Source organism: Bradyrhizobium sp. ISRA436, from assembly GCF_029910015.1.
Classification (GTDB): domain Bacteria; phylum Pseudomonadota; class Alphaproteobacteria; order Rhizobiales; family Xanthobacteraceae; genus Bradyrhizobium.
This window is the reverse complement of the sequence record NZ_CP094519.1, coordinates 3,211,090-3,228,135: the sequence shown is the minus strand read 5'-3', so window position 1 is coordinate 3,228,135 and position 17,046 is coordinate 3,211,090. Positions and strand designations below refer to the sequence as shown.

The following is a 17,046-nucleotide window of genomic DNA, read 5'->3' as shown; positions in this document are numbered from 1 at the left end:
CCCCGCAGCGTGTATTAACTCATAAACCAGCGCCTCGTTGCGAGGACGCCGGAACCACTGGCTGAGGTCCTTCCGAGCCATCGCCCAGCCCTCTTGAATGGCGCCTTGTGCTGCGCGAGCAAGTGCTCTTGGACGCGCAACCCTGACTTATGTGTCAGAAACCGACCCATTAGTGGTTCGAGTAATTCGTCATCTCCTCGGTCTATTGGAACGTGTCGTCATACCATTCGTTCGCCTGTCGGAGGGGTGTGCGGAAAAGGAGACGCTCTATGTGGAAAAATTTGCTCGCCGTGACCGCCGCCGCAGGATTGTGCGTCGCGGTCGCCGGCCATGCCGACGCGCAGCACTTTGGCATGATGGGTGCTGGACACGGTGCGCACACTGGCTTCACCGCTCCTAGCCGAACGCATCCGGCAGCCATGCGCGGACCCATGATGGCGAGAGCACACATGCGCGGTCCTGCGTTCAGGCCGTCCGGCTGGAGCCATGGTCGAAAGGTCGGTTGGCGCTGCCGTGTCGGGACTCGAGGATGTAGCCCGCCCGGTTTGCGCTGATACAGTAACCGTGCTGTAGCCGCTTACGTTATCAAATGAGTTGAAGGGCTCCGACCAATCGGAGCCGAAGAGTACCATTTTGCTGTGCATGCTTATCCGAATTTGCGGATACACAGGCGCTCCGAACACAACAGTAGGGTGATTCGTAGAGACCGAGGCGCCTCGATCGATCCAGCCGGTGCTAGTGTGAACCTCAGCACTGCTTGGCCGAAACACAGCTTCGGTTCGGCATCATCGACGCATTCGGAGAGACGATGCGTGATCGGCCGATCAAGCTCAGGGATCGCTTCACCGCAATAGACCAGCGCAGGGTCTGGTCAATTGCAAGCAAAGTCAACTGAAATATTCTCCTTGCAACAGAGCTGTGAGCGGGTGGCCATCGCCGCCGACTCGATCAACTGCGCCTCCTTCCCTCCCTATGGTAATAAATGTAGACAGTCCGGTAGGGCACGTCGCGAAGCCAAAGGCGATCAGACTATCGATCCTGCACATCGATCGGCGGCCTAACCGCCCGATGTGCGAGTTGCTCGCGTCGGGCCGTATTGCAAAAACGGAACGCTTCTTTCTCGAATATCCTTGATGCATTCATCGTAGTCGGAGAACGAGATGCGGATCATCGGCACAAACGGCAGTATCCAGTCCGCTTTCCGGCTGAGAAGGCAACCGACGCCGAGGGTTCGTAGAGCTGTTCGCGCGATGCGCGGATGCGGCAGGCTTCGCAGGGCCTCCACGCTGCTTGCACTCGCGCTTACCCCCGGTTTGTCGGGCTGCATTCTGGGATCGGAACGGCCCGATTTGAATCTCGATATGTCCGCAACCTATCGCGCAGCACCCAAGGGCGACGCCGACGCCGCCGTCCCGGCTGTCGACTGGTGGCGCGGCTTTGGATCCGGCGAACTCACCTCGCTGATGGAGGCAGCCCAGCTCAATAACCTCGATATAGCGGTGGCGGTCGCTCAGATCGTGCAGGCCGATGCCCAGGTGGGAATGGCGGGCGCGCCGTTGCTGCCGTCGCTGAGTGGGGCGGCAAGCGCCGAGCGCGCGCATTTCGGCCCGATAAGCAGCGTCGCCCGCAGCCTCGGCGGCGGCATCAGTGCCACTGGCGACCCAGCTAGCGGTGTTCAAAGCGCTGGCAGCGCAGGTAGCGGCCTGACTTTCTCGCTGTTCAGCACAAGTCTCACCGCGAGCTACATGCTCGACTTCTGGGGCAAGAACCGCGCTGCGCTCTATGCTGCGGAGGAAAATGCGACCGCCTCAAGGTACAACCGCGAAGTCGTCACGCTGACGGCGATCGTCACCGTCGCCAATACGTATTTCCAGGTCTTGACCGCCCAGGACCAGCTTCGCGTGACGCGCCAAAATTTGGCTGCGGCCGAACGAATTCTTTCCGTGATCAAGGACCGATTCGCTAGCGGAACGGCATCCCAGCTTGATCTTTCGCAACAGGAGGCGCTGGTTGCCACCCAGCGCGCCGCAATCCCCCCACTTGAGGTCACTCTAGGACAGAACAAGGCCGCGCTCGCGGTTCTGGTTGGACGCGCGCCAGCAAATCTTTCGGTGCATGGCGGCTCGACTAGCCGCATTAAAGTGCCGCGAGTTACACCGGGGTTGCCATCCGAATTGCTCTATCAGAGGCCGGACATCCGCCAGGCCGAGGCGCGGCTTGCCGCGTCCAACTTCAGCGTCGAGGAAGCGCGTGCGGCGTTCTTTCCGCAGATCCAGTTAACAGGCACGACCGGATTCCGGAGCACCGCGCTGGCGTCGCTGTTCACACCCGGTGCTTGGTTCTACACCCTGACGGCCAACCTTACTCAGCCAATCTTTGACGGGTTCTTGCTAGAGAGCCAGTTGAAGCAAGCGAAGGGCGTGCAGCTGGAGAATCTCCAAGCCTATCGCAAAGCCGTACTGTCGGCCTTTTCCGATGTCGAGAAGGCCCTCATCGCGTTGCAGAAGTTCACGCTTCAGGAGCGACTGCAGGGACAAGTTGTCGCGAGTTCGCGGAAGGCATTCGAAGTCGCCGAGTCGCAGCTGCGTGGAGGAACGGCCAACCTCATTACCGTGCTACAGGCCGAGCAGACGCTTTTTAGCGCCGAAAACACATTGGTGCAGGTTCGGCTCTCGAAGCTGTCGGCCGCGAGCAGCCTCTTCCAGGCGCTCGGCGGTGGATGGACGCCAAGCGGAACGCTGGCGTCGCTGCAATGAGTCGGAATCGTCTGGCAGCGCTGGCTTCGATAGCCTTGATGCGAGTGGCCCACAGGAGGTTTCATGAGAAAGCGCACGTTGCACGTGATGGCATTGCTGGCCTTCGCGCCCACAGCGGTTCCTGCAACGGCACAGCAGCCAGAAATTGCAGTGCCGAACATGATTTCGCTTCGACTTGGGATGAACGCTGACGAAACTGCGGAAGCGCTCGGCGTGCGCTCGACGCAAACACCATCGGCCTGGCCGGAAGACGTGAGGGTGCAATTTTGCTGCGCTGTGGGTTGCCCCCATCAGGCGACTCGATCCGTCACCCAAAGCTCCTCATAGTTGCGGAACTTCGCAAGCGTCCCGTCGTATCGGGTTGGCTCGATCACCGGCAAAACGTGCCTCAACAGCGCGTTGATCGGTTCGGACGTGTGCCGAACATATAGGTCGATCGGATCGAGTAAGTGCCTGAGGTGCAGTTTTGGATCATAGTTCAGCCCGCCGCTCCGAAAGCATTTGTACCCGTTGGCAATCGCCCAGATGACCAAGTCGCGAAACACATAGTGATAGAGGTGTAGATCGAGCGCGACATCGTAGTCGAGCCCTATGTACTCCACATAGATCGCGTCACCATGCACTATGCACGTTGCAAATGCGACGATCCGCTCGCTCTGGCGCCAGAGGAAGAATCGGACCTTGTCCCCCATCCGCCGCCCAAGGTCGCAGAAATATTGCTCCGTGAGCCTTTCGAAGTGCAGCTTCGAACGCGCATATACCTGGAGATACAGTGGATAAATCTGCGCGATCACGGGAGTCACGTCGTTGACGACGCTCATTTCGAGCGGGGCGGCCCGCGCCGCCGCCGCAAACTTCTTGCGCAGCTTCTTGCGCGTCGCGCTGTTGAGCGCGCTCCTCATATAATCGTCGAAGCTTGCGTAATCGATGCAAAGCCTGGTCATAGGCATGCTGGGGATGCGGGTGAATCCGTGGTCAACCAGACATTCGAGAACCGATCGATACCGCGCCGGAAACTCCTTGAACACGACCAGACCTGCTCCGAGGCTACGCGCATGTCCTGTGATCGTTGAAGCCAGGAGCTCCGCGCGGGTGCGATGGCGAGCCTCGTCGCCATCAAGATGGCCTTCACCAGCTACGCACCCCACCATCAGCGTGCGCGCTCGCATCAGGCGCGGCCATAGGTCGCGGATAGCGTCGATTAGCAGGCCAAAGCGCGGGCTCGCTCCGACCAGCAAATCCAGGTCCAGCAGGAAAAAGGGCTGTACGGCACAAACGCGGCCAACCTCGTCCTTTATAGCGAAATACCGGTAGTCGAACTCAGGATGAAGCGTATCCTCGACCAGTTCGTAATATCGATGATCCTTTCGCTCGTTCGCGAACGCGACCTGCCAGCGCGTACAATGCTGCAAATCGTTGCGTGCGATGACTTCGAGACACCATGCAAATTGCTTCGGCTCGTGTCCCGATACGTCGACGACTCGGCTTGTCGAGTGCGCTGTCCTTGCTTCCGACACGGTCTTACGTTCGCCATGATCTGCGCCCGCAAGGCCGCAGCTTATCACGATGCTGCAAACCCCAAAGCTGACTTATCCGTTAGAAACTAACTCATTCGTAATTTGCGATTTAATGTTGGAGCGGCAGTGCTGGAGTGTCTTGGCGCCAGTGATCCGGGCTTGCCTTACGCATACCTTGTGGCGCGCGGGAGCACCCCGCGATCCATCATGAGCGCTGGTCAGCGTGCCATTTCAAGGAGTGGACACTTGGCAGCAGTAATTGGAGTGACGGGACTCGCGTTTGAGGCGAGGCTTGCTACGGACTTCCATACGCACGCCATTTGTAGCGGCGATGGCAGCACCCTCGCAAGCTCTCTCGCGTCTGCAATATCCGGGGATTGCTGCGGGCTGATTAGCTTTGGCGTCGCAGGCGGCCTTTCGCCCAGCCTCGCCGCAGGAACATGCATTGTAGCATCCAGGATTATCGCAGAGACCGTCGAACTCACAACTGACCGAAACTGGTCGCAAGCCTTGCTTCGACTTATCCCCGAAGCAGTTCACGGCCCTATTGCTGGCGTTACAACTATCGCGGCGCATCCGGAGGCAAAGCGATCGCTGCATATCAGTACAGGCGCGCTGGCTGTCGATAATGAATCTCATGTGGTGGCGAGCATCGCTGCAGCGCGCTATCTCCCGATGGCCGCCGTCCGCGTCATCATGGATCCGGCCACCCGCCGGATCCCTACTGCCGCCTTGGCTACGGTGCGTGCAAACGGGACGATTGATCTCGCCGCACTGATCCGCGCGATCATGAGACAGCCTGGTGAATTACCGATGCTGCTTCGGACCGCCCTGGACGCATTGGCCGGATTCGATGCGTTGCTTCGCTGCCGTCAATTGCTTGGCCCTGGCTTCGGGCTCCCCTCTTTGCAAGCATGTGGGCCAGAGCCAAGCTCGAGCATCGAGTTCCCCATTCATGGCTTGGATGAGCGCTATCTGGAGCGTTCATGATGGACAACGTCGCAAAGCCTGTTTGCCACAGCGGGTGCGTGATCGCCGCTCGTTGACGTTTGCCACCTCGACGAGCAGATGGTTAGGGCGCTCAGTGTCATTGAAGATGATGTCGGGCTCTGTCGTGGCCTGGGCCAAAATCCTTGCGATCGCGAATTCAATTGTTATCGGCCAAGAGTGCAAAGTCCATGTGGAAGGTCGTATGATCGCCTTCTGGTCGCCTGTTCGGATGGAGAGGGTAAGCCGTTCTCTACAGGCCTTGACCGTAGACAACATCGATCCAGCAGCCGAACGCGATGACTGGACGCCTTACAGACAAAGCGACCGCTGGCTTGGCAATCCCGCGATCGGCGAGGACGGCTTGGCCGACAGCACGCGAGACACGCGCACCGGACTGATCGAGTCGCTGATCGAAGACAATGGCGAGTGACCATTTGCGGCGCTGACCCGCAAGGTGCGCGAGGAACTGAGGGCGCGGACGCCGGTTCAGGCCGGCAACCTGTTGTCGGCGCTGCGCCACACGATCCGCTGGATGATCGAGGAGGAGCGCCTCGACCCGGAGGACGATCCGACCATCGGGCTCAAGAGCGGTAAGGCGAAAGCCTCGCACGAGAGCGGCGGTTGGGTGCCATGGAGCGAGGAGCACATGGCGAAGTACCGCGCACGCTGGCCGCTCGGCACCGAGGCGCGGCTGATGTTTGACATCCTGCACTACACCTTCCTGCGCCTAGGCGATGCGGACCGCTTCGGGCCGTCGCATCTGAAACGAATCCTGAAGCAGATGGCGATCGAGATCGCGACCGAGAAGAGCAAGGGCTCGACGAAGGTTTCGATTCCGATCCACCCTGATTTTGCCAAGTCGCTCGCCGCAGCCCGCGATGCCGGCATCTTGGGGACTCGCGAGGTGTTCACCGGCAGGTCAAGGGCGAGGTGCTGCCGATGGCCAAGAAGGCCTGGGCGGCGAAATTCAAGAAGTACGCTCGCCTTGCCGGGATCAACGAGCCCGAGATGAACTGCCATGGCGTGCGGAAGGCGCGCCGAGGACGTGGCCTATGCGGGCGCAACGATCCCGCACATGATGGCGATGTTCAGTTGGAAGGACGAGAAGATGCCATTGATCTCCATCGCGAAGGCCGACAGCGAGCGGCTTGGATTCGACGGCATGAACAAGCTGATCGCCTACGATCAAATGCAGAACATCGTCGATCTGACGATGCCGGAAGACGAGGACAGAATAGTAACTTTTGAGAGTAACCGGCGGAAAAAATCCTGAGATTTCAACGCCAAATGTGGAGGTGGTGCGCTCGGAGGGACTCGAACCCCCACGGTGTTACCCACTGCCACCTCAAGGCAGCGCGTCTACCAATTCCGCCACGAGCGCTTTGGGATGCCGGATGGAACCCCTAGGGCGCCGCCGGATCGACGGCGCCATGTAACAAATCACGGATGCAGGGACAAGGCAGTTCGTGAATGAATTAACTACCGAACATCGGGTGATTTCGGCAGCATCTGCTTGACCTCGACCGCAATCCGGTTGCGGTCGACCAGAACGACGCCGCTGGCGACCGGAAGGTTGTTGGCGAGGATCTTGACCTCGTCGGCCTCGGTGGCGTCCAGTTCGATGATGGCGCCGCGGGATAGCCGCATCACCTGGTGGATGGGCATGGTCGTCGTGCCAAGGACCACCATGAGGTCTACGCTGACTTTATCAAGGGTGGCCACTTCTGAACCGCCGAACTGGAACTAAATTGTGGGTTCACCTGACCACGTTAGGGTTAGCCAATGGTTAACGACCGCCAAGGCCTTGATTTGACGACCTTTGCCCTGCCCTCGGGCAACGGCGCGGTCGAATGGCGGATTTCGGACGCCCCGGTGCCCTACCCCGATTCCCTCAGCGCCATGGACGCCCGGGTGGCCGCCATAGCCGGGCGGACCGCATCGGAGTTGGTGTGGCTGTTGGAGCACCCGCCACTCTATACCTCCGGGACCAGCGGCAAGGCTGGCGACCTGCTCGACCCGCGGTTTCCAACCTTCCAGAGCGGCCGCGGCGGCCAGGTGACCTATCACGGCCCTGGCCAGCGGGTCGCCTACGTGATGCTCGACCTGAAGCGGCGCCGGCCCGACGTGCGCGCCTATGTCGCCTCGCTGGAGGAATGGATCATCCGCACGCTCGCCGCCTTCAACGTCCGCGGAGAGCGCCGTGAGGACCGCGTCGGCGTCTGGGTCCGCCGCCCGGACAAGGGGCCGGGACACGAGGACAAGATCGCCGCGATCGGCGTCCGGTTGCGCCGCTGGGTCTCCTTCCACGGCATCGCGATCAACGTCGAGCCCGATCTCTCCCACTTCCGGGCGATCGTGCCGTGCGGCGTGGTCGATCCGCGCTACGGCGTCACCTCGCTGGTCGACCTCGGGCTGCCTGTGACCCTGGCCGATGTCGACGTCGCGCTCCGGCAGGCCTTCGCCGAGGTGTTCGGCGACACCGAGGCGCGCCTGCCGGACGCGACGGCCTAGAAACTAGGCCACCTTCTGCGGCGCGACCTCGAGCTTGCCGGCGATGTAGCGCCGCTCCTGGGTCAGGCCGCCGAAGCCGTAGGCGTCGCCCTTCACCTCGTCGACATGGGCGTAGCTCTCGGTGTGGAGCGGGCCAAGCAATTCGCCCATCCGCTTGAACAGAGCTGCGAGATAGGCCGCCTTCTCGTCCTTGGTGTTGGTGCCTTCGGTGACGTGGATGTCGAGCCAGTAGCTCGCGAGCCCCTGCTCGGCGAGCGACCTGCCGCCGGCGAACCAGTCGGCGGCATCGGCCGATTTGACGATGATCGCGGTGACCTTGGGATCCTTGTGCAGAATCTTGGCGGTGAGCTCCGACACGGCTGCGGCAATGTCGGACTTCAGGGTCGGCGTTGCGCGGGAGGTGGCATAGGTGACGGTGATGAGAGGCATAGGTCGGTCTCCTTGAATTCCGTTGGCGCGCGTAAATCGCGCGTGCTTGAGCTAGACCTTCCCGCATCATCTTGGTATCTTATCTGTACCAGTATCAGTGATAACGATTATTGATGGTTACCCTCGACATCGACACCGTGCGAGCCTTCCTCCTCGTCGCCGAGCTGCAAGGCTTCACCCGCGCCGCCGAGGCGCTCGGCACCACGCAGGCCGCGATCAGCATGAAATTGCAGCGGCTCGAAGCCGTGCTCGGCAAGCGGCTGGTCGAGCGCTCGCCGCGCGCGGTGCGGCTGACCGCCGACGGCTCGGCCTTCCTGCCTCACGCCCGCGCGCTGATCGAAGCGCATGACCGCGCGCTGTCGGGCGAGAGGCCGGCGCGGCAGCAGCTCACGCTCGGAATCAGCGATCACGCCGCCGGCCCCGAGTTGGTGCCGCTGCTGGAACGGCTGCATGCCATGGCCTCGCAACTCGCCCTTGCCGTGACCATCGGCTTCTCGCGCACCATGCTCGACGCCTACGACGCCGGCGAGTTCGACGCGGTGATCGTGCGCCAGGAAGGCAGCCGGCGCGGGGGCGAAAAGCTGGCCGACGACGAGTTCGGCTGGTTCGCGACCAAGCGCTTCGTATGGCCGCTTGGCGATGCCCTGCCGCTCGCGACATTGGCACCGCCCTGCGGCGTCCGTGCCCTCGCCGTTCGCGCGCTCGACAAGGCTGGCATCGACTGGACCGAACGCTTCGTCGGCGGCGGCGTCACCGCAGTCACGGCCGCCGCCCTCGCGGGCCTTGCTGTGGCACCGCTCGCCCGGCGTATCGCGCCGGCGAGCCTGATCGATGTCGGGCCCGCACACAAATTGCCGCGGCTCGGCGCGTCAAAAGTGATGCTGCATTCCAAAGTCAGCGATCCCGCCAAGCTGGCGGCGCTGCGGACGTTGGCGGCGACATTCCGGAGCGTTGCCGCCGCGGCGTGACGTGACACTCACAGGATCGCCTCGAACGCGCTGCGCACGGGCAAGCACGCGCGATGCGGCAGGTCCCTGACACAGGCGATGCACTCGGGAGTGCTGTTGTCGCAGGTAGCAAGTTTTCCTTTGTGGCCGCCGGCGGTCCTCGTCCAAGCTGATCCGGTTGGGCAAATTATTTTAGGCCGCGCGCCGGGCTATCGGTCTGAGCCCGGTCCACGGTCGCAAAGGAGATTGCGCCATGCCCGGTGCCTTACAATGTCGGCAGCACCGAAAACCGCTCCCCTGCCCGGCGCAGGTTCAGAAGGTCGGAATTACCGGTCTCGGCCTGCACGGCACCGACCCGTGCCGAGACCGGCCCGCGGCTGCATACCGCAATCATGTCGGCAACGATATTCTCGGGCCCGGAAAATACCGCCTCGACGCTGCCGTCGCGGCGATTGCGAACCCAGCCTTCGAGGCCGCGCGAGACCGCATGCTCCTCGACCCACGCGCGGTAGCCGACGCCCTGCACGCGGCCGCTGATGGTGACGTGGCGGATTACGCCGCTCACGTCTTCAGACCCAGGAATTCGGCGCTGCGCGCCTTGGTCTCCGCCTCGCGCATCGCACGGCCGGTGAGTCCGGACGAGGCGATGCCCTTGAGATTTTTCGGCGAAGTACCTTCGCGCAACGCCTTCAGCGTCTCGTAGACGGCCTGGGTCGCGGCCGCGAACGGCGCGTGGCTCTGCAGCGCAATCCTGACGCGCTGGCCTGCCAGATAATCCAGCGCCGTCATCTCCTCCGGCGCGCCGCCGAGCACGATCGGCAGCTTTGTTGCAGCCGAGAGCGCCTCCAGCTCACCACGCGACTTGATGCCGGTGAAGAACAGCCCATCGACGCCGGCCGCCTCATAAGCTTTCGCGCGCGCGATTGCGTCGTCGAGATGGGTGATCGAGACGGCGCCGGTACGGCCCAGAATGACCAGCGACGGGTCGCCGCGGCCATCGAGCGCGGCCTTCATCTTGCCGACGCCCTCCTCCAGCGAGATCAACTGCGTCTTGGCCTGGCCGAACGCCTGCGGCAGCAGCGTATCCTCGATGGTGAGACCCGCGGCGCCGGCCGCCTCGAGCTCCTGCACGGTGCGGCGGACGTTGAGCGCATTGCCATAGCCATGGTCGGCATCGACGAGAAACGGCAGAGTTGAGGCGCGCGACATCCGCCGCACCTGCTCGGCAAGCTCGGTCAGCGTGATCAGCGCGATGTCGGGGTCGCCAAGCACGGCAAGCGAGGCCACCGAGCCGCCGAACATGCCGAGCTCGAAGCCAAGGTCCTCCGCGATCCGGATCGAAGTCGCGTCGTAGACCGACCCGGGTCGGATGCAGGTTGATCCGGACAGGATTGACCGCAGTGCTTCGCGGCGTTTGCGGAAGGCCATGTGTTCCTCTCCATCCTCGTCATTGCGAGCGGCTCGCGACAAAATTGCAAAGCAAATTTGCGCTGAAGCGACGAAGCAATCCATTCTTGCTTACGGGGAGAGATGGATTGCTTCGCTGCGCTTGCAATGACGATGCGGTTGCTCTCGCTATGCAAACTCCAGGATCAACGCGTCGACCGCCAACGTGGCCCCAGCGGCGGCGTGGATTTTCTTCACCGTGCCGTCGCGCTCGGCGCGCAGCACGTTCTGCATCTTCATGGCTTCGACCACGGCCAGCGTCTCGCCGACCTTGACCTCCTGCCCCTCGGCCACCGCGATCGACACTACGAGACCGGGCATCGGGCACAGCAGCTTCTTGCCGGTGTCGGCCGCCGAGGTCACCGGCATCAGCCGCGCGGACGTCGCCTCGGTTTCGGTGAAGACATAGACCGGCACCTCGTAGCCCTGATGTGCCAGGCGGAAGCCGTTGCTGATCGCACGCACCTGCATGGCGACGAAGTTGCCGTCGATCGTGCCCTGCCAGACCGGCTCGCCCGGGACCCAGCTCGAGACGAGGTTGTGCGGATTGCCGGGGAGCCCGTCGGCGCCGATGAAGCGCACCGCAATTCCATCGGCCTCGCGCGCGACATCGAGCGCGATCTCGGCGCGATCGAGCCAAACCGCGCGGCGGCGCTCCCGCTGCACCACGCGGCCGCCCATCTGGCCGGAAATCTGCCGCTTGCGTTCGCCTAGCACATGGTCGATCGCGGCGCCGACCGCGGCCAGCCGCCGTGCGATCTCGCCCTCCGGGGGATGGGCGGAAAATCCCTTCGGGAATTCTTCCGAAATAAAGCCGGTCGAGAGCCGCCCCTCGCGCCAGCGCGGGTGATTCATCAAGGCCGACAGGAACGGAATATTGTGCCTGATGCCGTCGATATAGAACGCATCGAGCGCGGTCGCCTGTGCCTCGATCGCGGCCGCGCGCGACGGCGCGTGAGTGACGAGCTTGGCGATCATCGGATCGTAGTGGATCGAGATCTCGCCGCCCTCCTGCACGCCGGTGTCGTTGCGGATCGTGACGTCGTCATGGCTTGCTTCGGCGGGCGGACGGTATTTCACCAGGCGCCCGATCGACGGCAGGAAGTTGCGGAACGGATCCTCGGCATAGACGCGCGATTCCACCGCCCAGCCGGTCAAGGTGACGTCCTTCTGCGCGATCGCCAGCTTCTCGCCCGCGGCAACGCGGATCATCTGCTCGACGAGGTCGATGCCGGTGACCAGTTCAGTCACGGGATGCTCGACCTGCAGGCGGGTGTTCATCTCGAGGAAGTAGAAGCTCTTGTCCTGGCCGGCGACGAATTCCACGGTGCCCGCGGAATCGTAGTGCACGGCCTTGGCCAGCGCGACCGCCTGCTCGCCCATCTTGCGGCGGGTCGTTTCATCCAGCAGCGGCGACGGCGCCTCCTCGATGACCTTCTGGTTGCGGCGCTGGATCGAGCATTCGCGCTCGCCGAGATAGATCACGTTGCCATGCTTGTCGCCGAGCACCTGGATTTCGATGTGGCGCGGATCGACGATGAATTTCTCGATGAAGACGCGGTCGTCGCCGAACGACGATTTGGCTTCCGCTTTCGCAAGGTTGAAGCCCTCGGCGACTTCCTTCTTCGAATGCGCGATGCGCATGCCCTTGCCGCCGCCGCCGGCGGAGGCCTTTATCATAACGGGGTAGCCGATCTCTTCGGCGATCTGCACCGCGTGCTTGTCGTCCTCGATGACGCCGAGATGGCCCGGCACGGTGGAGACCTTGGCCTTGGCGGCGGCCTTCTTCGATTCGATCTTGTCGCCCATCGCGGCGATGGCGCAGGGGTTCGGACCGATGAAGACGATGCCCGCCGCCTCCAGCGCGCGCGGAAACGCCTCGCGCTCGGACAGGAAGCCGTAGCCGGGATGCACGGCCTCGGCGCCGGTCTTGCGGCAGGCATCGACGATCTTGTCGATCAAAAGGTAACTCTCGGCCGCGGGCGGCGGGCCAATCAGCACGGCCTCGTCAGCCATCTCGACATGCAGCGCGTCGCGGTCCGCCTCGGAATAGACGGCGACCGTCTCAATCCCCATACGGCGCGCAGTCTTGATGACCCGGCAGGCGATCTCGCCGCGGTTGGCGATCAGAATTCGTTTGAACATGCTCTTCTTGGGCTTCGACTTGGATTGTTCGATTTGGATTGTTCGACTTGGCAGGATCCTCCCCGCGCAATCTGGCACGGGCGATTGAGCGTCACCAGTCCGTGGTACAGCAAAACGCCCGGGAGGCAACGGTCTAATCGCGGCCCTGCCTTGCCTCCGGCGGTAGCCGGAGGGGTATTTCAGCCCGAATAAGTCTTGAAGCGGCCGCGCGAATAGGCTTGCGCGACCGCTTTCATCAGCTCGCAGACCTCGCTCTCCAGGAATTCATTGGCGACGATCAGCGCGCGGATGGTCGAACGCATGTCCCCGCCGCAAGCCGCAATGGCCTGATCGACAGCCGCCTCCAGCCCGTCATCGTCGTCGGATTGGGGCTTTGCGGAAATCATGGGAGCTGTCCGGATCAGTTGATGAAGCAATGTTCCTATTTTGTTCCAAGCAAGTCAATCCATCGATTGGGCGAGCACGCCGCTAGCCGGAATATTTTTCCGCAGAATGGTCATCAGAATCAGGGTGGCGGCGAGCTCGAAAGGTGCCCCAAGGATCAGATCGGCCGTGAGCCCCCGCATGTTCACCCTCAACGCGCTTGGTTGGATCACGCCAGCCTGTGCTAGAAGTCGGCCGCCCCGCCCAACACCCGAAGTGAAGAAAATGCGGTTTCGAGTCCCCTTTGTCGCGACGTTGCTCCTGACATCTTTGCCCATCGATCCCAGCCTCGCCGTCACCGCAATCGTCAAGGACGCCGGCGCGGTCCAGCTCGGCAATACGGTCTACCGGCTCGACGGCATCGATGCGCCGGCGATCGACCAGCTCTGCACCGATGAGCATGCCGACGTCTGGACCTGCGGAATCGAGGCGCGCGACCAGCTCGCCAAGCTGATCGGGGACAAGCCAATTCACTGCGACGATATCGGTGTTGACCCCACCGCCAAAAAGCGGCGCCTCGGCGTCTGCAAGGTCGAGGGCGACCCGACCAGCCTGAGCCAGTTGCTGGTCGAGCGAGGGTATGCCCTGAACGTCGAGGCGTCGGCCAGCGGTCGCTTCCAGCCCGATGAAGGCGCGGCCAAGGACAGTCGTGTCGGGCTTTGGCGAGGCTGCTTCGTCGCGCCGCACGATTTTCGCCGCGGCAGGAAGGACGGCCCGCTGCTCGGCGCCGCCTGCCCGGCCGACCGCGAGCAGCAGATCCGCGACGCACTCTTCCCCAGCGATCCCCCAATGCCGGCAAGCTGCAATATCAAGGGCAAATACGCAGTGCGCGCCCGCGTCACCGGCGACATCGGCATCTACCATTTGCAGGCCTGCCGCAGTTACCCCGGCTTAACCAATCCGGATCGCTGGTTCTGCTCCGAAGAGGATGCGCAGGCAGCCGGCTTCCGCCGGGCCTATAATTGCCGTCCCCCCAGCAAGGGGAAGTGACATCTCGCCAAATCACGCTGGCAAAGCCGCCTCGTCCTGTGTGAGACTGCGCGAAGAGGTTGCCGGCGCGAATGACCCCTTCCGATCCCTTCGATGTGTTCCCCGAGGCCGCGGCCGCGGAACGGCTGCGGCAGCATCTCGAGGAGATCGCGCGCGAACGCGACCGCGCCCATCGCGAGCTGCAGGAACGCGAGGCCGAGCTCGCCAGGATCCAGCGCATCGCGCGGGTCGGCGGGCTCGAGATCGATTTCCGCGACGGCGTCCGGAACCGCCGCTCACCCGAATATCTGCTGGTTCACGGGCTGTCGGCCGACGAGGCCCATGAGACCTACGAGAACTGGGTCGCGCGCATTCACCCCGAGGACCGCGAGCGCACGATCAAGCACCTCTTCAGTGTGCTCAAGGACGGCGGCGCAGACTATACGGCCGAATACCGGATCATCCGCCCCAATGACGGCGAGAGCCGCTGGATCCGCGTCGTTGCCAAGATCGAACGCGACCGCCACGGCCGCGCGCTGCGTCTGGTCGGCGCCGATCTCGACGTCACCGATCAGATGCTGGCGCAGGAGACCCTGCGCGAGAGCGAGGAGCGCTTTCGCCTGATCGCGGACAGCGCCCCGGTCCCGATCTGGGTGACCAAGCTCGACCGCACACGCTCCTTCGCCAACCAGGCCTATCTCGATTTCCTCGGTCTGCCTTTCGAGGAGGCGATCGTCTTCGACTGGCGGAAGGCGCTGCATCCGGACGACCTGCCCCGCATCCTGCAGGAGCAGATCACCGGCGAGCTCTCGCTCAAGCCGTTCGTGCTCGAGGCACGCTACCGCAACGCCGCGGGCGACTGGCGCTGGCTGCGCTCGGAGTCGCAACCGCGCTGGGACCCGAACGGCAAGCATATCGGCTTCATCGGCGTCGCCCACGACATCACCGCCGCCAAGCAGGCCGAGATCGAGCTGCGCAAGCTTAACGAGTCGCTGGAGCGGCGGATTTCCGAACGCACTGCGCAGCTCGAGTCCAACGAGGCGCAGATGCGCGCGATCTTCGAGACCAGCCATCAATACCAGGCGCTGCTCAATCAGAACGGCGAGCTTCTCTATGCGAACAAGACCGCATTGGCCGGCATCCGCGCCGAGGCCGCCGATGTCGTCGGCAAGCCGTTCTGGGATACGCCGTGGTTCAGCACGACCGAGGGCGCGTCCGAGGCGATCAAGAGCATCTTCGCCACGGTGATGCGCGGCGAGGACGTCAAGTCCGAAATGCTGCTGCGGCTGCCGATCGGCGACCGCTATTTCGATTTCGAGGTGCGGCCGCTGCACGACCGGCACGGCACCGTCGTCGGCGCGGTGCCGGAGGCGGTCGACATCACCGAGCGCCGCCGTGGCGAGGAGGCCCTGCGGCAGTCGCAGAAGATGGAAGCCGTCGGCCAGCTCACCGGCGGCGTCGCGCACGACTTCAACAACCTCCTGACCATCATCCGCTCCGCCACCGACTTCCTGCGCCGCCGCGAGCTTCCGGAGGAGCGCCGCCGCCGCTACATCGATGCGATCTCCGAGACGGTGGAGCGGGCCTCCAAGCTGACCGCCCAATTGCTGGCCTTTGCACGCCGGCAGCCGCTCAATCCGGAAGTGTTCAATGTCGGCGCGCAGGTCGACAGCGTGACGCAGTTGATCCGCCCGCTGGTCGGTGCGCGGATCCACATCGAGGTCAGGATCGACGATGCCGATTGCTACGCTATCGCCGATATCGGCCAGTTCGAGACCGCGCTGATCAACCTGGCGGTCAACGGCCGCGATGCGATGAATGGCGAGGGCCAATTGACGATCGCGGTCAGGAAGGTTCAGACCATCCCTGCCCTGCGCGCCCAGGCCTCGCGCAGCGGCGACTTCGTCGCGGTCTCGATCCACGATACCGGCACCGGCATCTCGCCGGAAAATCTCGACGCGATCTTCGAACCGTTCTTCACGACCAAGGAAGTCGGCAAGGGAACGGGCCTCGGCTTGAGCCAGGCCTTCGGCTTCGTCAAGCAATCCGACGGCGACATCGAGGTCACGAGCACGCTCGGACAGGGCGCGACCTTCACCATCTATTTGCCGCAGGCCATGCGGCCCGCCGACGCCAAGATCGCGGCGGCCGCCGGCAGTGAACAGGCCTCGATCGGCCGCGGCTATCGCGTCCTCCTCGTGGAAGACAATGACGATGTCGGCCGCTTCTCTACCGAGCTGCTCGAGGATCTCGGCTATTCGGTCAAGCGCGCCGCCAACGCCAACGCGGCGCTGGCGATCCTGTCGGAGAACGAGTTCTCGGCCGACCTCGTGTTCTCCGACGTGATCATGCCGGGCATGAATGGTGTCGAACTCGCCGGCACCATCCGCGAACGTTTTCCCGGCCTGCCCGTGGTGCTGACCAGCGGCTACAGCAACGTGCTCGCCGAGAATGCCCACAGCGGCTTCGAGCTGATCCAGAAGCCCTATTCGGTCGAAGCGCTGTCGCGCACGCTCAGGAAGGCGATCGCCGAGCAACGGGCGACCGTCTCCAAGCCGTGAGTGCCAAGACCGGAGTGCTCTGCGCGTCGACCGCAGCTACTCGATCACCACATGCGCGACGCCGAGCTGCAGGATGCCGAGCGCTTTCGCCGCCGTGGTCGAGACATCGATGATCCGGCCGCGCACGAATGGACCGCGATCATTGACGCGGCATCGGATCGTTCGCCCTCGATAGGATACCGTGATCATGCTGCCGAATGGCCTGCTGCGATGCGCGCAGGTCATCTCGCCACGCCTGCCGATGCCGCCATAGTAAGACGCAAGGCCACTCTCTGCGTTCGCCATGCAGTTGGCAAACAGCAGCATGGCCGCGGACGTTGCTGCGGTTTTCATTGGTTGCCTGCCCTTCGAG

18 protein-coding genes and 1 tRNA gene are annotated in these 17,046 nt (G+C 63.3%); 9 read left to right on the top strand and 10 right to left on the bottom strand.

Annotated elements, in window-relative coordinates:
* The first annotated feature begins 1,160 nt into the window (after positions 1–1,160).
* Positions 1,161–2,756, top strand: coding sequence for an efflux transporter outer membrane subunit (locus MTX23_RS15225; protein ID WP_348637557.1), 1,596 nt, complete (start codon positions 1,161–1,163; stop codon positions 2,754–2,756).
* A 290-nt stretch (positions 2,757–3,046) separates the two neighbouring features.
* Here the strand turns inward: MTX23_RS15225 and MTX23_RS15220 are convergent, their stop codons facing one another.
* Positions 3,047–4,273: a GNAT family N-acetyltransferase gene (locus MTX23_RS15220; protein ID WP_280977481.1), complete on the bottom strand. Its 1,227-nt coding sequence runs from the start codon at positions 4,271–4,273 to the stop codon at positions 3,047–3,049.
* 246 nt (positions 4,274–4,519) lie between these two features.
* On the opposite strand from MTX23_RS15220, the gene MTX23_RS15215 reads away from it, so the two are divergent.
* From MTX23_RS15215 to MTX23_RS15200, 4 genes are all read left to right on the top strand, one after another.
* Positions 4,520–5,263: an adenosylhopane nucleosidase gene (locus MTX23_RS15215; protein WP_280977480.1), complete on the top strand. Its 744-nt coding sequence runs from the start codon at positions 4,520–4,522 to the stop codon at positions 5,261–5,263.
* Between the two features lie 100 nt (positions 5,264–5,363).
* On the top strand, positions 5,364–5,693 hold the full coding sequence (locus MTX23_RS15210) for a hypothetical protein (protein ID WP_280977479.1): 330 nt from the start codon (positions 5,364–5,366) through the stop codon (positions 5,691–5,693).
* Positions 5,694–5,717: 24 nt separating this feature from the next.
* Positions 5,718–6,275: a hypothetical protein gene (locus MTX23_RS15205; protein WP_280977478.1), complete on the top strand. Its 558-nt coding sequence runs from the start codon at positions 5,718–5,720 to the stop codon at positions 6,273–6,275.
* A gap of 6 nt (positions 6,276–6,281) precedes the next feature.
* On the top strand, positions 6,282–6,536 hold the full coding sequence (locus MTX23_RS15200) for a hypothetical protein (protein ID WP_280977477.1): 255 nt from the start codon (positions 6,282–6,284) through the stop codon (positions 6,534–6,536).
* Positions 6,537–6,559: 23 nt separating this feature from the next.
* Here the strand turns inward: MTX23_RS15200 and MTX23_RS15195 are convergent.
* Positions 6,560–6,644 (bottom strand) — tRNA-Leu (locus MTX23_RS15195).
* A 98-nt stretch (positions 6,645–6,742) separates the two neighbouring features.
* A complete protein-coding gene (locus MTX23_RS15190; RefSeq protein ID WP_066505938.1) occupies positions 6,743–6,985 on the bottom strand; it encodes a FliM/FliN family flagellar motor switch protein in 243 nt (80 codons plus the stop codon).
* A gap of 60 nt (positions 6,986–7,045) precedes the next feature.
* On the opposite strand from MTX23_RS15190, the gene lipB reads away from it, so the two are divergent.
* The gene (gene lipB, locus MTX23_RS15185) at positions 7,046–7,774 is read left to right on the top strand and encodes a lipoyl(octanoyl) transferase LipB (protein WP_280977476.1); all 729 of its coding nucleotides are present in this window, start codon (positions 7,046–7,048) and stop codon (positions 7,772–7,774) included.
* A 3-nt stretch (positions 7,775–7,777) separates the two neighbouring features.
* Here lipB and MTX23_RS15180 read toward each other — a convergent pair whose 3' ends face one another.
* A complete protein-coding gene (locus MTX23_RS15180; RefSeq protein ID WP_280977475.1) occupies positions 7,778–8,203 on the bottom strand; it encodes a 4-oxalocrotonate tautomerase family protein in 426 nt (141 codons plus the stop codon).
* A gap of 110 nt (positions 8,204–8,313) precedes the next feature.
* Here MTX23_RS15180 and MTX23_RS15175 point away from each other — a divergent pair, with 110 nt between their 5' ends.
* A complete protein-coding gene (locus MTX23_RS15175) occupies positions 8,314–9,171 on the top strand; it encodes a LysR family transcriptional regulator (RefSeq protein WP_280977474.1) in 858 nt (285 codons plus the stop codon).
* 244 nt (positions 9,172–9,415) lie between these two features.
* On the opposite strand, the gene MTX23_RS15170 is transcribed toward MTX23_RS15175, so the two are convergent.
* The 5 genes from MTX23_RS15170 to MTX23_RS15150 form a co-directional block, all read right to left on the bottom strand.
* Positions 9,416–9,715, bottom strand: coding sequence for an acylphosphatase (locus tag MTX23_RS15170; RefSeq protein WP_280977473.1), 300 nt, complete (start codon positions 9,713–9,715; stop codon positions 9,416–9,418).
* On the bottom strand, positions 9,712–10,578 hold the full coding sequence (locus MTX23_RS15165) for an isocitrate lyase/PEP mutase family protein (RefSeq protein WP_280977472.1): 867 nt from the start codon (positions 10,576–10,578) through the stop codon (positions 9,712–9,714). Before MTX23_RS15165 ends, MTX23_RS15170 begins: the two co-directional genes overlap by 4 nt.
* 147 nt (positions 10,579–10,725) lie before the next feature.
* A complete protein-coding gene (locus MTX23_RS15160; protein ID WP_280977471.1) occupies positions 10,726–12,741 on the bottom strand; it encodes an acetyl/propionyl/methylcrotonyl-CoA carboxylase subunit alpha in 2,016 nt (671 codons plus the stop codon).
* A gap of 179 nt (positions 12,742–12,920) precedes the next feature.
* The gene (locus tag MTX23_RS15155) at positions 12,921–13,127 is read right to left on the bottom strand and encodes a hypothetical protein (protein ID WP_280977470.1); all 207 of its coding nucleotides are present in this window, start codon (positions 13,125–13,127) and stop codon (positions 12,921–12,923) included.
* 54 nt (positions 13,128–13,181) lie between these two features.
* Entirely contained in the window at positions 13,182–13,307 is a 126-nt protein-coding gene (locus MTX23_RS15150) for a hypothetical protein (RefSeq protein ID WP_280977469.1), read from the bottom strand.
* Between the two features lie 82 nt (positions 13,308–13,389).
* Here MTX23_RS15150 and MTX23_RS15145 point away from each other — a divergent pair, with 82 nt between their 5' ends.
* Together MTX23_RS15145 and MTX23_RS15140 are read left to right on the top strand one after the other, a co-directional pair.
* The gene (locus MTX23_RS15145) at positions 13,390–14,154 is read left to right on the top strand and encodes a thermonuclease family protein (RefSeq protein WP_280977468.1); all 765 of its coding nucleotides are present in this window, start codon (positions 13,390–13,392) and stop codon (positions 14,152–14,154) included.
* Between the two features lie 71 nt (positions 14,155–14,225).
* On the top strand, positions 14,226–16,694 hold the full coding sequence (locus tag MTX23_RS15140) for a PAS domain S-box protein (RefSeq protein ID WP_280977467.1): 2,469 nt from the start codon (positions 14,226–14,228) through the stop codon (positions 16,692–16,694).
* 36 nt (positions 16,695–16,730) lie between these two features.
* Here MTX23_RS15140 and MTX23_RS15135 read toward each other — a convergent pair whose 3' ends face one another.
* Positions 16,731–17,027 carry a septal ring lytic transglycosylase RlpA family protein gene (locus MTX23_RS15135; RefSeq protein ID WP_280977466.1) on the bottom strand — a complete coding sequence of 99 codons (297 nt, stop codon included), beginning with the start codon at positions 17,025–17,027 and terminating at the stop codon, positions 16,731–16,733.
* Between the last annotated feature and the right edge of the window lie 19 nt (positions 17,028–17,046).

Coding starts and splice junctions, on each gene's coding strand:
- MTX23_RS15225 (WP_348637557.1), top strand. CDS start 1,161: ATGCGGATCATCGGCACAAACGGCAGTATCCAGTCCGCTTTCCGGCTG.
- MTX23_RS15200 (WP_280977477.1), top strand. CDS start 6,282: ATGGCGTGCGGAAGGCGCGCCGAGGACGTGGCCTATGCGGGCGCAACG.
- lipB (WP_280977476.1), top strand. CDS start 7,046: ATGGTTAACGACCGCCAAGGCCTTGATTTGACGACCTTTGCCCTGCCC.
- MTX23_RS15180 (WP_280977475.1), bottom strand. CDS start 8,203: ATGCCTCTCATCACCGTCACCTATGCCACCTCCCGCGCAACGCCGACC.
- MTX23_RS15165 (WP_280977472.1), bottom strand. CDS start 10,578: ATGGCCTTCCGCAAACGCCGCGAAGCACTGCGGTCAATCCTGTCCGGA.
- MTX23_RS15160 (WP_280977471.1), bottom strand. CDS start 12,741: ATGTTCAAACGAATTCTGATCGCCAACCGCGGCGAGATCGCCTGCCGG.
- MTX23_RS15155 (WP_280977470.1), bottom strand. CDS start 13,127: ATGATTTCCGCAAAGCCCCAATCCGACGACGATGACGGGCTGGAGGCG.
- MTX23_RS15150 (WP_280977469.1), bottom strand. CDS start 13,307: ATGCGGGGGCTCACGGCCGATCTGATCCTTGGGGCACCTTTCGAGCTC.
- MTX23_RS15145 (WP_280977468.1), top strand. CDS start 13,390: ATGCGGTTTCGAGTCCCCTTTGTCGCGACGTTGCTCCTGACATCTTTG.
- MTX23_RS15140 (WP_280977467.1), top strand. CDS start 14,226: ATGACCCCTTCCGATCCCTTCGATGTGTTCCCCGAGGCCGCGGCCGCG.
- MTX23_RS15135 (WP_280977466.1), bottom strand. CDS start 17,027: ATGAAAACCGCAGCAACGTCCGCGGCCATGCTGCTGTTTGCCAACTGC.